This window comes from Rhodococcus sp. HNM0563, from assembly GCF_012726195.1.
Classification (GTDB): domain Bacteria; phylum Actinomycetota; class Actinomycetes; order Mycobacteriales; family Mycobacteriaceae; genus Rhodococcus.
Genome location: NZ_JAASAF010000001.1, coordinates 243,317 through 257,029 on the forward strand (window position 1 = coordinate 243,317; position 13,713 = coordinate 257,029).

General features: G+C 66.7%; 12 protein-coding genes. 8 read left to right on the plus strand and 4 right to left on the minus strand.

Features of this window, described 5'->3' with window-relative positions:
* Window positions 1-59 precede the first annotated feature (59 nt).
* Window positions 60-722, minus strand: coding sequence for a TetR/AcrR family transcriptional regulator (locus tag HCA61_RS01215; protein WP_054719363.1), 663 nt, complete (start codon window positions 720-722; stop codon window positions 60-62).
* Between the two features lie 307 nt (window positions 723-1,029).
* Between HCA61_RS01215 and HCA61_RS01220 the strand changes: the two genes are divergently transcribed.
* The 8 genes from HCA61_RS01220 to HCA61_RS01255 all read left to right on the plus strand — a co-directional run bounded on the left by HCA61_RS01220 (window position 1,030) and on the right by HCA61_RS01255 (window position 10,816).
* Entirely contained in the window at window positions 1,030-2,010 is a 981-nt protein-coding gene (locus HCA61_RS01220) for a DUF3152 domain-containing protein (RefSeq protein WP_240958909.1), read from the plus strand.
* An 81-nt stretch (window positions 2,011-2,091) separates the two neighbouring features.
* Window positions 2,092-3,276 carry an adenylyltransferase/sulfurtransferase MoeZ gene (moeZ, locus tag HCA61_RS01225; RefSeq protein WP_169686807.1) on the plus strand — a complete coding sequence of 395 codons (1,185 nt, stop codon included), beginning with the start codon at window positions 2,092-2,094 and terminating at the stop codon, window positions 3,274-3,276.
* A 139-nt stretch (window positions 3,277-3,415) separates the two neighbouring features.
* Entirely contained in the window at window positions 3,416-4,270 is an 855-nt protein-coding gene (locus HCA61_RS01230; protein WP_169685901.1) for a TIGR02569 family protein, read from the plus strand.
* Between the two features lie 143 nt (window positions 4,271-4,413).
* Entirely contained in the window at window positions 4,414-5,844 is a 1,431-nt protein-coding gene (locus HCA61_RS01235; RefSeq protein ID WP_169685903.1) for a nitrate/nitrite transporter, read from the plus strand.
* A 50-nt stretch (window positions 5,845-5,894) separates the two neighbouring features.
* Complete coding sequence (gene nirB / locus HCA61_RS01240) at window positions 5,895-8,429, plus strand: nitrite reductase large subunit NirB (protein ID WP_169685905.1); 2,535 nt, start codon at window positions 5,895-5,897, stop codon at window positions 8,427-8,429.
* Window positions 8,430-8,517: 88 nt separating this feature from the next.
* The gene (nirD, locus tag HCA61_RS01245) at window positions 8,518-8,955 is read left to right on the plus strand and encodes a nitrite reductase small subunit NirD (RefSeq protein WP_169685907.1); all 438 of its coding nucleotides are present in this window, start codon (window positions 8,518-8,520) and stop codon (window positions 8,953-8,955) included.
* The gene (locus HCA61_RS01250) at window positions 8,952-10,085 is read left to right on the plus strand and encodes a uroporphyrinogen-III synthase (RefSeq protein WP_169685909.1); all 1,134 of its coding nucleotides are present in this window, start codon (window positions 8,952-8,954) and stop codon (window positions 10,083-10,085) included. The genes nirD and HCA61_RS01250 overlap by 4 nt, the downstream gene beginning before the upstream one ends.
* On the plus strand, window positions 10,082-10,816 hold the full coding sequence (locus HCA61_RS01255; protein WP_169685911.1) for a sirohydrochlorin chelatase: 735 nt from the start codon (window positions 10,082-10,084) through the stop codon (window positions 10,814-10,816). Before HCA61_RS01250 ends, HCA61_RS01255 begins: the two co-directional genes overlap by 4 nt.
* Here the strand turns inward: HCA61_RS01255 and HCA61_RS01260 are convergent.
* The 3 genes from HCA61_RS01260 to HCA61_RS01270 are packed head-to-tail and all read right to left on the minus strand — an operon-like array spanning window position 10,805 to window position 13,675.
* The gene (locus HCA61_RS01260; RefSeq protein WP_169685913.1) at window positions 10,805-12,547 is read right to left on the minus strand and encodes an NTP transferase domain-containing protein; all 1,743 of its coding nucleotides are present in this window, start codon (window positions 12,545-12,547) and stop codon (window positions 10,805-10,807) included. The genes HCA61_RS01255 and HCA61_RS01260 overlap by 12 nt on opposite strands.
* A gap of 43 nt (window positions 12,548-12,590) precedes the next feature.
* Window positions 12,591-12,884, minus strand: a complete 294-nt coding sequence (locus HCA61_RS01265; protein WP_169685915.1) for an MGMT family protein — start codon at window positions 12,882-12,884, stop codon at window positions 12,591-12,593.
* Between the two features lie 2 nt (window positions 12,885-12,886).
* Complete coding sequence (locus HCA61_RS01270; protein ID WP_346777459.1) at window positions 12,887-13,675, minus strand: alpha/beta fold hydrolase; 789 nt, start codon at window positions 13,673-13,675, stop codon at window positions 12,887-12,889.
* Window positions 13,676-13,713: the final 38 nt, after the last annotated feature.

Genomic DNA, 13,713 nt, shown 5'->3' on the forward strand with positions numbered 1-13,713 from the left:
GAACGCACTCGGGTGCGTCCCGGCCCCTTCCGCGTATCCAGGTATCCGTCGTGCGGGAGTCAGCGCTTCTGCAGCTCGGGCTGCAAGGGGACGTGCTTGAGGCCGCCCCAGGCGAGCGCGACGGTGGTGTCGACTGCGTCGTCCTTGGAAATAGGCCGCGCCGCATCGAGCCAGTAGCGTGCCGTGAACTGGCTCGTACCGACGAGACCCACCGCGAGGATGCGCGCACGATACGGATCGAGACCCGAATCGTGGGCAACGAGGTCGAACACGGCGTCGACACATGCCTCGGTGGCCTGCTCCACGCGATGCGCTACCTGGGGCTCGCCCATCAGATCGGATTCGAAGACCAACCGGAAACCTTGGCTGTCGTTGTCGACGAAATCGAAGAATGCCTGGACCGCGGCACGGACGCGCTGCTTGTTGTCGGTGGTCGAGCGCAGGGCCTGTCGGACCCCGTTGATCAGGATGTCGACGTAATTTTGGAGAACAGCACAGTACAGCTCCAGTTTGCCGGGGAAATGCTGGTACAGGACCGGCTTGCTGACCCCGGCGCAGTCGGCGATCTCGTCCATGCCCGCGGCGTGGTAACCCCGCGTGACGAACACTTCACTGGCAGCCTCGAGCAACTGAGCGCGTCGCTCGTCCCTCGGCATGCGAGAGCCCCGTTTCGTGCCGTTGGTGTTTCCTCGTCCCGAGGCTCGTGCGGCGACTTCGGTCATGCTTGCTCCCAATCTGCACAAGCGACGATCGTGACCATTGCCACGTCGACGCGAATCATCTCTGCAGGTTACAGGTCGGTGTCGATGCAGGCGGACGGCCCTACCGTCGAGTATCCGCCTTTTCGAATCGTGCTGTAGGTGCTTGCGTGAGAAGTGAGGACCCGTCACGGACAGCCCGTCCGATCGACCGCGGTGTGACATTCTGGCAACCGTGATCGACCGAGGAGGAGCACGTACGACCCGCACAGCGCACGGCTCGGCCCTGCCACAGCAGGACTCGCAGCAATCACAGGACTCCCGTCCTCATCTGCGCCGGTCACCCGAGGGTGCAGGTCCGCATCCAGGATCGAGGCAACCGCTCCGGGCGCAGTGGGATCCGGTCGAAGGCGACCGTCGTCCGCCGCGCAGGCCTCGACCGGCGCGAGATGTGCGCAAGCAGAGCCGGCTCGGGCGCTTCGTCGCGCGGTACGGGTGGCGCGCCTACGCAGTACCGGTGCTCACCGCGGTGACCGTGTTCGTGGTGTGGGATGCGGTGCAAGGCGATGCAATGGGTGCGGGCGCGGACGGCGAGGACAGTGCAGAGGTCGTGGCCGACGCCACCGTCGTAGATTCGCCCCTCGCGGACGGAAGCTTCCCGGCCGGCCTGGAATCCGGCGCGCTTCCCGAGGGAGGCGCCTTCACCGAGCGCGGTGCAGGCACCTGGCGGATGGTTCCGGGAGTCACCGAGCAGACCGGATTCGGCGAGCGGCAGGTTTTCACCTACACGGTCGAGATCGAGGACGGTGTCGATACCACCGCGTACGGCGGAGACGATGCGTTCGCGAAGATGGTCGACGAGACGCTTGCCGATCCGAGGAGCTGGACGGCCGACCGCGCGTTCGCATTCAGGCGGGTCGACAGTGAGACGCCGGATTTCCGGATCTCACTCACCTCTCAGATCACCCTCCGGCAGTTCTGCGGATTCGACATCGAACTCGAAGGCTCGTGCTTCAATCCCGGCGTCGAACGTGTTTTCGTGAACGAGCCACGCTGGATTCGTGGAGCAGTGGCGTTCGACGGCGACATCGGTTCCTACCGCCAGTACCTGATCAACCACGAGGTGGGGCACGCGGTGGGTTACGCCGCACACGAAGGGTGCACCACCGACGGTGGGCTCGCGCCGATCATGATGCAGCAGACGTACGGCACCTCGAACGACGATATCTCCCGACTGGACCCCGAAGGGATCGTTCCCGCAGATGGGAAGGTCTGCCGATTCAACCCGTGGCCGTTTCCCCGCGGAGCATGACCACTTCGGAGTGAGGTCGTCGACGGTGGGACAATCGGCGGCGTACCCGCAGAGGAGGAGATCGTGACCACACTGCCGTCGGTGGAACCGAACCTTGCCCTACCGCCATTGGTGGAACCCGCAGGTGAACTGACCCGTGAGGAGATCGCGAGATACAGCAGGCACCTGATCATTCCCGATGTCGGGGTCGCGGGACAGAAACGGCTCAAGAACGCCGAGGTTCTGTTCATCGGTGCCGGAGGTCTCGGTTCGCCAGCGCTGCTCTACCTCGCGGCAGCCGGTGTCGGCACCATCGGCATCGTCGAGGACGACCACGTCGAAACTTCGAACCTGCAGCGGCAGATCATCCATGGGCAGGCGGACGTCGCGCGTTCCAAGGGCGAGAGCGCGCGCGACAGCATCCTTGCCATCAACGACAACATCACGGTGCGCCTGCATCCGGAGCGGCTCGATTCGAGCAACGCCGTGGCGCTGTTCGCGCAGTACGACCTGATCCTGGACGGCACCGACAACTTCGCGACCCGCTACCTCGTCAACGACGCCGCGATCATTGCCGGGAAGCCGTACGTGTGGGGGTCGATCTTCCGGTTCGAAGGGCAGATCTCGGTGTTCTGGGAGGATGCTCCCGGTGGACGCGGACTCAACTACCGCGATCTCTATCCCGAAGCTCCGCCCCCGGGCATGGTGCCGTCGTGCGCAGAAGGTGGTGTGCTGGGTGTCCTTCCCGGGACCGTCGGCACGATCATGGCCACCGAGGCGCTCAAGCTGATCACGGGCATCGGCGACCCCCTGTTGGGCCGGCTGATGATCTACGACGCCCTCGCCATGAACTTCCGAACCGTCACGCTACGCCGTGACCCCGGGCGAGTACCGGTGACCGAACTCGTCGACTACGAGGAGTTCTGCGGGATCGTGCCGGAGGATGCGGTGGCGGCGGGGGTGGATGCGACGATCACCGCGAGCGAGCTGCGGGTGATGATGGATTCGGGGCGAGACGTTGCGCTGATCGACGTCCGCGAACCCGTCGAGTGGGAGATCGTGCGCATCGAGGGGGCGCGACTCGTTCCGAAAGATCGGATCCTGTCCGGCGACGCGCTCGCCGAGCTACCTCAGAACACACCGCTCGTCCTGTACTGCAAAACAGGCATCCGTTCGGCAGAGGCGCTCGCTGTGCTCAAACGGGCCGGATTCGCAGACGCGAGTCACTTGCAGGGCGGTGTGGTGGCCTGGGCCCAGCAGGTGGACACATCCCTTCCGCTGTACTGACGACGGTGGGTGGCGATTCAACCGGCGCCCGGCTCTTGCGCAGAGGCGCAAGATCGCACGGCGGATCGGTGTCAACTTGTGACCTGAGGGTCGGGGCGCCTTCCCTAGGGTGCCGCATGCCGGCGGTACGGTTGGCCACGTGAGTTCGCTCGAACCCCCGCAACACGTGTGCTCCACGTTCGGTCTCCGCGATGTCCAGCCGGTCCCGCTCGGGGCGGACTGGGACGGAGGATACCGATGTGGAGATGTGGTCCTGTCCAGGGTCGCCGACCATGCACGTGCAGCGTGGTCGGCGAAGGTCCGGGAAACCCTCACTGTGGACGGAGTGCGGCTGGCCCGTCCGGTCCGCGCAACCGACGGACGCTACGTGGTTTCCGGCTGGCGTGCCGACACCTACATCGTCGGCACATCCGAACCTCGACACGACGAAGTGGTGTCCCTGTCGCTACGGCTGCACGCAGCCACATCCCAGCTCGAGCGTCCTCGATTCCTGATGCAACCTCCGGTCGCACCGTGGGCGGACGTCGACGTCTTCGTCGCGGCGGACCGCGCCGCGTGGGAGACGGTGCCGCTGCGTTCGGCACGTGCCGCCGGTGCGCCGGAAACGGTCACCCCTGACGGACGTAAGAGTCTCGACCTGATCGCCCAGCTCGCCACGTTTCGCAAGCCCGTCCACCTTCCGGATCAGCTCGTCCATGGCGATCTGTTCGGCACGGTGTTGTTCGCGGGACGGGCTGCTCCGGGGCTGACCGATATCACTCCCTACTGGCGACCGGCGTCGTGGGCCGCGGCGGTGGCCGTCGTCGACGCATTGTCGTGGGGCGGGGCCGACGACGCACTGATCGGCCGGTGGGAGGATCTGCCGGAATGGCCGCAGATGCTCCTGCGCGCGGCGATGTTCCGTCTTGCCGTGCACGCGTTGCACCCGCGGTCCACCGAGGAAGCGTTCCCCGGTCTCGCACACACCACTGACCTCGTGCGCCTGCTCCTCTGACGCCGCCCCACACCGGACACGCCCTCACACCGGACATCGGGGGCCGGTGAGGAACTCTTGACTTTCCAGTCACCGCGGGCAGCACCGCGGCAACACCCGCGCCATACCTTGGGTTCATCAGAAACCTGAGAGAGGTGGCCGGCGTGAGTGTTGCACTCGAAAAAGAGCCGCTGCGAAGCAAGTTCGCGCGCAAACACTACATCGACAAGTGGGACGCCGAGGACGTCGACGCATGGGAGGCCGGCGGCAAGGACGTCGCCAAGCGCAACCTGATCTGGTCGGTGATCGCCGAACACGTCGGTTTCTCGGTGTGGTCGATCTGGTCGGTGATGGTGCTGTTCATGCCCACCGAGATCTACGGCATCGATGCCGCAGGCAAATTCTTCCTTGTCGCGGTGCCCACCCTCGTCGGATCTGTCCTGCGCATCCCGTACACGGTGGCCACCGCCAAGTTCGGAGGACGCAACTGGACGATCTTCAGTGCGCTGGTTCTGCTCGTCCCGACCGTGGCCACGCTGTATCTGATGTTGAACCCCGGCCACTCCTACACCACGTTCATGCTGGTTGCAGCATTGGCGGGCGTAGGCGGCGGAAACTTCGCGTCGTCGATGACGAACATCAACGCGTTCTATCCGCAGCGGCTCAAAGGCTGGGCACTGGGTCTGAACGCGGGCGGCGGCAATATCGGCGTTCCCGTGATCCAGCTGATCGGCCTGCTGGTCATCGCGACGGTCGGAAATACCGCACCGTGGATCGTCTGCGCGATCTACCTCGTTCTCTGCTCGGGTGCAGCGCTCGGCGCAGCGTTGTTCATGGACAATCTCGGCGACCAGCACGCAGATCTCCGTGCGATGGGCGAGTGCTTGAAATTCAGTGACTCGTGGGTCATCGCCTTCCTCTACATCGGCACCTTCGGCTCGTTCATCGGATTCAGCTTCGCGTTCGGGCAGGTACTGCAGATCAACTTCCTCGCCGGGGGCGACACCCCCGCACAGGCAGCCCTTCACGCCGCGCAGATCGCCTTCATCGGCCCCCTGCTCGGCTCGGTGGCCCGCCCGCTCGGCGGAAAACTCGCCGACCGGATCGGTGGGGGACGCATCACCGTCTGGACGTTTTCCGCGATGGCCCTCGCTGCCGGTGTCCTCATCGCCGCGGGAACCGTCGACGACGCCACCGAAGGCGCCGCATCCGGTGGAATCCTGGTCGCATTCGTCCTCGGTTTCGTCGCACTGTTCCTCCTGTCCGGACTCGGCAACGGTTCGGTCTACAAAATGATCCCGTCGATCTTCGAAGCGAAGGCGCAGGGCCTCGAGCATCTCGACCGAGCCGAGAAAGCAGCGTGGTCGCGCAGCATGGCTGGTGCGCTCATCGGCTTCGCCGGTGCCATCGGTGGTCTCGGCGGAGTCGGCATCAACCTGGTCCTCCGGGCCTCGTACTCGGGTGAGGCCCAGTCCGCGACGATGGCCTTCTGGGTGTTCGGAGCCTTCTATCTGGTCTGCATCGTCGTGACCTGGAGCGTCTTCCTGCGTGTGCCGCGGCAGGCCGCAGCACACGAGCCGGCTGCGACCCCCTGACCGGCACCACCAGTACCAGCACCACCTGCACGAAGAGAAAGTGAACAACCATGAGCCGCAAGAACGTACTCGTCGCCGGTCACGGTATGGTCGGCCACCGTTTCGTCGAAGCGCTGCGCGCCCGCGACGATCAGGATGCCTGGTCGATCACGGTGCTGTGCGAGGAAACAGAGCCTGCTTACGACCGTGTCGGTCTGTCGTCGTACGTCGGTTCGTGGGACCGCAAGGAACTTGCTCTTGCCGGCAACGACTACCGCGGTGACGATCTCGTCGATCTCCGGATCGGGACGCGTGCCGCGTCGATCGACCGATCGGCGCGCACGGTCACCACGTGCGACGGAGAAATCCTGCCTTACGACGCGCTCGTCCTCGCTACCGGTTCCTACGCGTTCGTTCCGCCTGTCCCCGGCCACGACCTGACCGGTTGTTTCGTCTACCGGACCCTCGACGACCTCGACGGGATCCGCGAGGCCGCAGCACGGACGGTCGCCGCCGCCGAGGCCACCGGAGGCAGCGCCGACGGGGTGGTGGTCGGGGGCGGCCTGCTCGGGCTCGAAGCGGCGAACGCCCTGCGCGGTATGGGCCTGACCGCACACGTCGTCGAGTACAACGACCGGCTCATGCCTGCCCAGGTCGACGAGGGCGGCGGCAAGGTGCTCGATCGGCTCGTCACGGGCCTCGGTCTCGTTACACACACGGGAGTCGCCACCGAGAAGATCGAGCCGACGACCGCGGGCCTGCGGGTGTCGCTGTCCGACGGCAGCACGATCGACGCAGGCCTGGTCGTGTTCTCGGCGGGCGTTCGTCCCCGTGACGATCTGGCGCGGGAGGCCGGACTCGAGCTCGCAGGCCGTGGCGGTGTGCTCACCGACCTCTCGTGTCGCAGTACCAACGACGAGACCGTGTATGCGATCGGTGAGGTAGCCGCCGTCGACGGCGTCTGCTACGGCCTCGTCGCGCCCGGGTACAGCACCGCCGAGGTCGTCGCCGATCGTTTGCTCGGTGGCGACGCCGAGTTTCCCGGTGCAGACATGTCGACCAAGCTCAAGCTCCTCGGCGTCGACGTCGCGAGCTTCGGCGACGCGCACGCACGGACCCCCGGCGCGCTCGAGGTGGTGCTGTCGGACTCCGCCAAAGGGACCTACGCGAAGCTCGTCGTCTCGGACGATGCCAAGGTCCTTCTGGGTGGCATTCTGGTCGGTGATGCGTCGGCGTACGGATCGTTGCGACCCCTCGTGGGGCGTGAACTACCCGGTGACCCGGCGTCGCTGATCTCACCGGCCGGCGAGAAGCCGGGAGCGGGAGCACTGCCCGATGATGCCGAAGTGTGCTCGTGCAACGGCGTCAGCAAGGGTGCGATCTGCGGGGCGATCGCCGAGGGCGCATGCGATATCGCGCAGATCAAGGCGTGTACCAACGCTGGAACCACCTGCGGCGGGTGTCTTCCCACCGTCAAACAGCTGCTCGCGTCGTCGGGTGTGGAGATGTCGAAGGCGCTGTGCGAGCACTTCGAACAGTCCCGCGCCGAGTTGTTCCAGATCGTGCAGGCCACGGGGATCCGCACGTTCTCGACGCTGATCGAGCGCCACGGTACCGGCCGTGGTTGCGACATCTGCAAGCCGGTCGTCGCCTCGATCCTCGCTTCGACGGACTCCGACCACATCCTGCATCGCAGCCAGGCGGGCCTGCAGGACACCAACGACCATTTCCTCGCGAACATCCAGAGGAACGGCACCTATTCGGTTGTGCCGCGGATGCCCGGCGGTGAATGCACGGCGGAGCAGCTCATCGTGATCGGCGAGGTGGCCCGCGACTTCGGGCTCTACGTGAAGATGACTGGTGGCCAGCGCGTCGACCTGTTCGGCGCCCGCGTCGAGCAGTTGCCGCAGATCTGGAAGCGGCTGGTCGACGCGGGTATGGAGTCCGGTCAGGCCTACGGAAAGTCGCTGCGGACCGTCAAGAGCTGCGTCGGCTCGACCTGGTGTCGCTACGGTGTGCAGGACTCGGTGGGCATGGCCGTCGACCTCGAGAACCGGTACCGGGGATTGCGGTCTCCGCACAAGCTCAAGTTCGGTGTGTCCGGGTGCGCGCGCGAATGTGCCGAGGCCCGAGGAAAGGATGTGGGCATCATCGCCACGGAGGGCGGATGGAACCTCTATGTCTGTGGCAACGGTGGCCAGTCGCCCAAGCACGCTCAGTTGCTCGCCGGTGGTCTCGATGACGAGACGCTCGTCAAGTACATCGACCGGTTCCTCATGTTCTACGTTCGGACCGCTGATCGGCTCCAGCGCACCGCACCGTGGCTCGATGCACTCGACGGTGGGCTCGAACACCTCCAGGCCGTCGTCTGCGAGGACAGTCTCGGCATCGGTGACGAACTCGAGGCGTCGATGGCCAAACACGTCGCCGGTTACAAGGACGAGTGGGCGGGCGTACTCGAGGACCCGGAGAAGCTGGCCCGATTCGTCTCGTTCGTCAATGCTCCCGACGAGGCCGATCCCACCGTGCAGTTCGATGAATCCGGTGCACGTAAGGTCCCTGTTCTGATGGGAATGCCTGCAATCAGGGCCGCGGATGCGGGGTAGGCCGTGATTACCCGGCGGGAACCGCGGGGTAACGCGGTCGAAACACCGCAGGATCAGAATTTCGGGTAACAAGTCTCGAGGAGGACCCATGACTGTCATCGCGATGCCGACCGCGGAGACCACGACACGCGACAGCGTGCTGAACGGCCGGCTGGAATGGACGTCGGCCTGCCCGCTGAGCCACCTCATCCCCGGGCGGGGAGTGGCGGTGTTGCTACGAGGGGGAGAGCAGGTGGCGTTGTTCCTGCTCGACGACGGCACGCTGCGTGCGGTCGGCAACATCGACCCGATCGGTCACGCCGCTGTGATGTCGAGAGGAATCGTCGGTGACCGTGCAGGTGAACCGACCGTCGCGTCGCCGTTGCTCAAGCAGGTCTACTCGCTCGACGACGGTCGCTGCCTCGACGACCCCACCGTGGGCCTTCCGGTCTACAAGGTTCGTGTGTGGGCAGGTGTCGTACAGGTTCACAGCCCACTCCGCGGGCGCAGGAGCGCCGAAGCCGTGGACAGCGGCGTCGTTTCGTGAGCTCCGAGAACACGCCGCTGCGCGGGTTCACCATCGGAGTCACGGCGTCGCGGCGCGCGGACGAGTTCGCGACGCTGCTCACCCGCCGAGGCGCCGACGTCGTCCGCGCTCCCGCGATCCGGATAATCCCACTGTCCGACGATGCCGAACTCGAGCACGCCACGCGTGCCATCGTCACAGATCCGCCGGACGTGACCATCGCGACCACCGCGATCGGCTTCCGCGGATGGATGGGTGCGGCGGAAGGGTGGGGTCTCGCGGACGAGTTGTCGCGGGCACTGAGCGCGAGTCGCATCCTCGCGCGGGGGCCGAAGGTCACGGGCGCGATTCGAGCTGCGGAACTGCGGGAGGAGTGGTCGCCCGAGTCGGAGTCCTCCAGCGAGGTTCTCGAGCATCTCCTTGCCGAAGGCGTCACGGGAAAACGGATTGCCGTGCAACTCCACGGGGAGCGAACCGAGTGGGAACCCGGAGATGACCTGTGCGACGTGCTGTGCGCTGCCGGGGCCGACGTGGTACCGGTTCCCGTCTACCGCTGGACCCCACCCGAGGATTCGACGTTGCTCGACCGGATGATCGAGCAGATAAGCGACCGCGCACTCGACGCCGTCACCTATACCAGCGCTCCAGCGGTCGCGTCGATGCTGATGAGGGCCAAGGCAATCGGAATGCTCGAACCGATGCTCCAGGGGTTGCGTGCCGGAGTGACTGCGGTATGTGTCGGCCCCGTGACCGCTGCGCCGCTGCTCGAACTCGACGTTCCCGTGACGATGCCGACGCGGGCGAGACTCGGATCTCTCGCCCGCCACATCGCGGAGGATCTGCCTCGGCGAGCGGTCCGGATCAACATCGGCGCGCACGTTCTCGGGCTGCAGGGCCGATGCGTTCTCGTCGACGACGAGGTGCGCTGCCTTGCCCCCGCAGGCATGGCGCTGATCCGTGCGCTGGCGACAAAGCCGGGAAACGTGGTCTCCCGTGAGGAACTGCTGACAGCCCTGCCCGGAGGTGGCGGCGACACCCACGCCGTCGAGACCGCGGTGGCACGGCTGCGTTCGGCACTCGGTACGCCCGGGCTCGTACAGACGGTCGTCAAACGTGGATACCGGCTCGCGGTGGAATTGGAGGAACTATGAATTCGACCGCTCCGGCATTGCTCCTCGTCGCCCACGGCACCCGGAATCCTCGGGGGGTCGAGATGATCGCGCGGCTCGCGGGCGAGGTGTCGCGGACTGCTGGACCGACGCGTGTGGCATTCGTCGATGTCCTTGGGCCGTCGCCCGCCGAGATTCTGCGGGACAGCGACCGCCCGACCGTGCTCGTGCCTGCGTTTCTTGCGTCGGGCTATCACGTGCACACCGACGTTCCCCGAGAGGTCGCCGACAGCGGTCACCGCGATGTCGTCGTGACGGATGCTCTCGGCCCGGATCCCGCATTGGCGAGGGTGCTGGTGTCCCGCTTGCGGGATGCAGGATGGTCTCCCGGCGACACAGTGGTGCTTGCGGCGGCAGGATCGTCCGATCCGCGCGCAGTGTGTGACGTCAGGGCGGCAGCGCGGATGCTGGAAGTGCTGACCCGCAGCGCGGTCGGGATCGGTTACGTCGCAACCGGAACTCCTCGGGTGGCCGAGGTCGTGGATGATCTGCGGGCGCAGGGGGCCCGCAGAGTGTTCATCGCGTCGTACCTGCTCGCCGAGGGGTTGTTCCACAGCCGGCTGTTCGAGTGCGGCGCCGACGGAGTCGCCGCACCGCTCGGGGTGACCGACTCGATCGTCGAGCTGGTCGCGCGGCGGTACCGGACCGCGATCACCGCGGTGCTCCCGCCGGACGCCGCAGTCGCGTACCCGCTGACGGTGTCATCGGGGTAGCAGCACGAGTTCCACTGCATCGCCGTCGGCGGTATCCGGCGGTACCAAGGCGATCGCAGGACGCCCGATGAGACCTGCCAGATGTGAGGTTCGAATCATGTTGTCGCATATCCATTTTCCGTCTGCCAGCTGTCGCGCGGGGAGGTAGCGGGTGACGTCTCCCGCAACCTCCGCGGCGTTCGCCAGTGGCGCGGTCAGTGGTGTCGCCGGAATGCGGACCGTGCGACCGTCGATGATCGCGGGCAGCATCACCAACAGAGTTGCCAGTGCCGCAACAGGGTTGCCGGGAAGGCCCAGCACTGCTCGGCCGTCCGGAAGTATCGCGGCAACCTGAGATCCCCCGGGCTTGCACCGGACCCGTTCGACCACCACCGATGCCCCCGCGCGATCGAGAGCACCGCGCAGCTGATCCGCCGCCCCGCGACCGGTTGCGCCGACGATCACGATCGCGTCGGCCTCGGTGCTCGTGCGCAGCAGGACGTCGAAGGCGTCGGCCGTGTCGCGGAGATGGACCTCGCCTGCGACCTCTGCTCCGCACCACGACACGAACTGGGGAAGAACCGGCCCGAGTGAATCACGGGTCTGCCCCTCGCGCAGCGGGCCGCTGCGACGGATCTCGTCGCCGGTGAGTGCGAGATGGACCCGCAGGGGGCCGCGCACGTCGATGTGCGACACTTCGCCACTCGCAGCTGTCGAGACGACCGCGGGCGTCACGGCCGATCCCGCTTCGGCCAGTACGTATCCGGGTTCCCACTCTTCACCGATGCGGCGGAAGTCGTCGCGGATCGGAGCGTCCGGGAGTCGTGTGACGACCCCGTCGTCGACGGTGACGTACTCGTCGCGTACCACGGATGTCGCGCCCCACGGCAGGTGCGCGCCCGTGGCGATGCGGGCGGCCTCTCCAGGACGGAGCGCGAACTCGTCTGCTGCCCCCGCGTATCTGACTTCTGTCCGCAGCGTCCACGGGCTGTCCCCGCACACGGCGTATCCGTCCATCGCGGACGTCGCGGCCGGCGGCAGCGACGCTGCGGCAACCAGCGGGGAGGCAAGCGTGGATCCGACGGCCTCGTCGCGCGCGACACTGCGAACAGGCATCGGACGCTGAGCACTCCGGAGCCGCCGTCGTGCCTCGTCCGGGTCGGCATGGCTGCTCGTGGCCACTCGGGCGCGATGCAGATCATCGGGTGTGTCGCAGTCCTCGGTTCCGGGCACGACGGCCGTGACGTAACGCTCCGGAAGCAGTGCCTTCATCGGCTGATCGGATGGGTCGGCTCCGAGTGCCGACAGGCGCGCAGCAAGCGCGTGCCCACGCCACGCGGCGAGCAGGAACTGCAGATTGCCGCCGTCGTCGACTGCAAACGCCGCGTCCGCGTCGGGGGCGGCGTCGAGCGCACCGACCAGGGTGGCGATCGACTCGGCGCTCACGAACGGAAGGTCGGATGCGAGGGTTACGACGATCTCTGCGGTGGGTCGCGCGGACGCCAACGCGGCGACGGGCCCGCCACCGGGCGGAGACTCCTGAACCTGGACGACCGCGGGGTCGAGGCCGTGGCGGTGGGGGCCCACGACCGTGATGCGGGCGGCACCGGCCACCGCGGCGAGTGCCGTGTCGAGCATCGATCGGCCCGCGACGACGAGCGCGGGCTTGTCGACGCCACCCATCCGGGTCGCTCGCCCTCCCGCAACGATGACGGCCTCGGACCCGGACGCAGATTCGGACAGCGTGGACATGCCCTCATGCTGCCCGAGACCGCGCGAGGACGCGCGTGCGCCTTCAGAAAGTGTGACGCGCTCGGTGCATATCGACCCGGTCATCGGTGACGGGCGCGCCCTCGGCTGCGAGTCGGGACAACTGACGATGGGCGAGGTGGGCGACGGGTTTGCCGGACGCCGGGACCACGCGGTGCCAGGGCAGGTCGGAACTGTCGGTCCGCATGATCCATCCGACGGTGCGAGGGCTGGACATCCCTGCCGCGTCAGCGATGTCGCCGTAAGTTGCCACGAACCCGGGGGGAATCGACGCGACCAGGGCGCGTACGTGCTCGATCTGAGCGTCTGTCGTCACCATGCCTACAACACTTTCCTGACCAGTTCGGCCGTACTCGCGGGCATCGCCTGGTCGATCATGTGGTCGCAGTCGAGTTCGAGCATCGTCAGATGCGGTCCGAGTTGCTCGGCCAGCGCTGTTCGGAACGCGTCCGAGGTGTAGGCGGGACGAACCCTGCCTGCACGTGCAAGGACCGTGGGTAGGTGGCTGGGTGGCAGCACGAACTCACGTGCGAGTTCGCCCCACGACGCCACCAGCGCAGGTACGCAGTAACGCCAGTTCACCCGGCCGGAATCGAGTGCGACCAGGTGTTCCGCGATCTCGGCATCGAGAAGCTCCGGGGCCACCTGGCCCCAGTCGCCGTGTACCTTCTCCGAACGAGCCTCGGCCGCATCCGTGTAATCGGGAAACCGCACGGTGAGATCTGCGATCTCGAGTAGTCGATCGGGTGGCAGTGCGATCGCAGGATCGAGTAGAACGAGCGCCCGGACACGGTCGGGTTCCGCGGCGGCGAGGTGGAGCGCCAGTGCGCCACCGAACGAGTGTCCGACCACCGTGACGGGCTCGCGGGTGTGAGCGTCGAGAACACCCAGCAGATCGTGGACGTGGGATTCGAAACTCCACGGCGGCTCCCACGGCGACCGGCCGTGGCCCCGCAGATCCGGCGCGATCACGCGGAGATCCGGAAGGTGCCGCTCGGCCAGGTTCTGCCAGCGTCTGCCGTGGCCGGTCAGGCCGTGCAGAGCCAGCACCCCAGGGCCGTCGGCGGGGCCGAACAGATGTGTGTGGAGGGGCGATGCGGAGGCGCTCACCTCGTTCACTATGGCACCCCGGATACGGCCACGGGCGA

What these genes read in the sequence shown, in the direction of transcription:
- HCA61_RS01215 (WP_054719363.1), bottom strand. Translation starts at nt 722, where the DNA reads ATGACCGAAGTCGCCGCACGAGCCTCGGGACGAGGAAACACCAACGGC.
- nirB (WP_169685905.1), top strand. Translation starts at nt 5,895, where the DNA reads ATGAGCCGCAAGAACGTACTCGTCGCCGGTCACGGTATGGTCGGCCAC.
- nirD (WP_169685907.1), top strand. Translation starts at nt 8,518, where the DNA reads ATGACTGTCATCGCGATGCCGACCGCGGAGACCACGACACGCGACAGC.
- HCA61_RS01255 (WP_169685911.1), top strand. Translation starts at nt 10,082, where the DNA reads ATGAATTCGACCGCTCCGGCATTGCTCCTCGTCGCCCACGGCACCCGG.
- HCA61_RS01260 (WP_169685913.1), bottom strand. Translation starts at nt 12,547, where the DNA reads ATGTCCACGCTGTCCGAATCTGCGTCCGGGTCCGAGGCCGTCATCGTT.
- HCA61_RS01265 (WP_169685915.1), bottom strand. Translation starts at nt 12,884, where the DNA reads ATGGTGACGACAGACGCTCAGATCGAGCACGTACGCGCCCTGGTCGCG.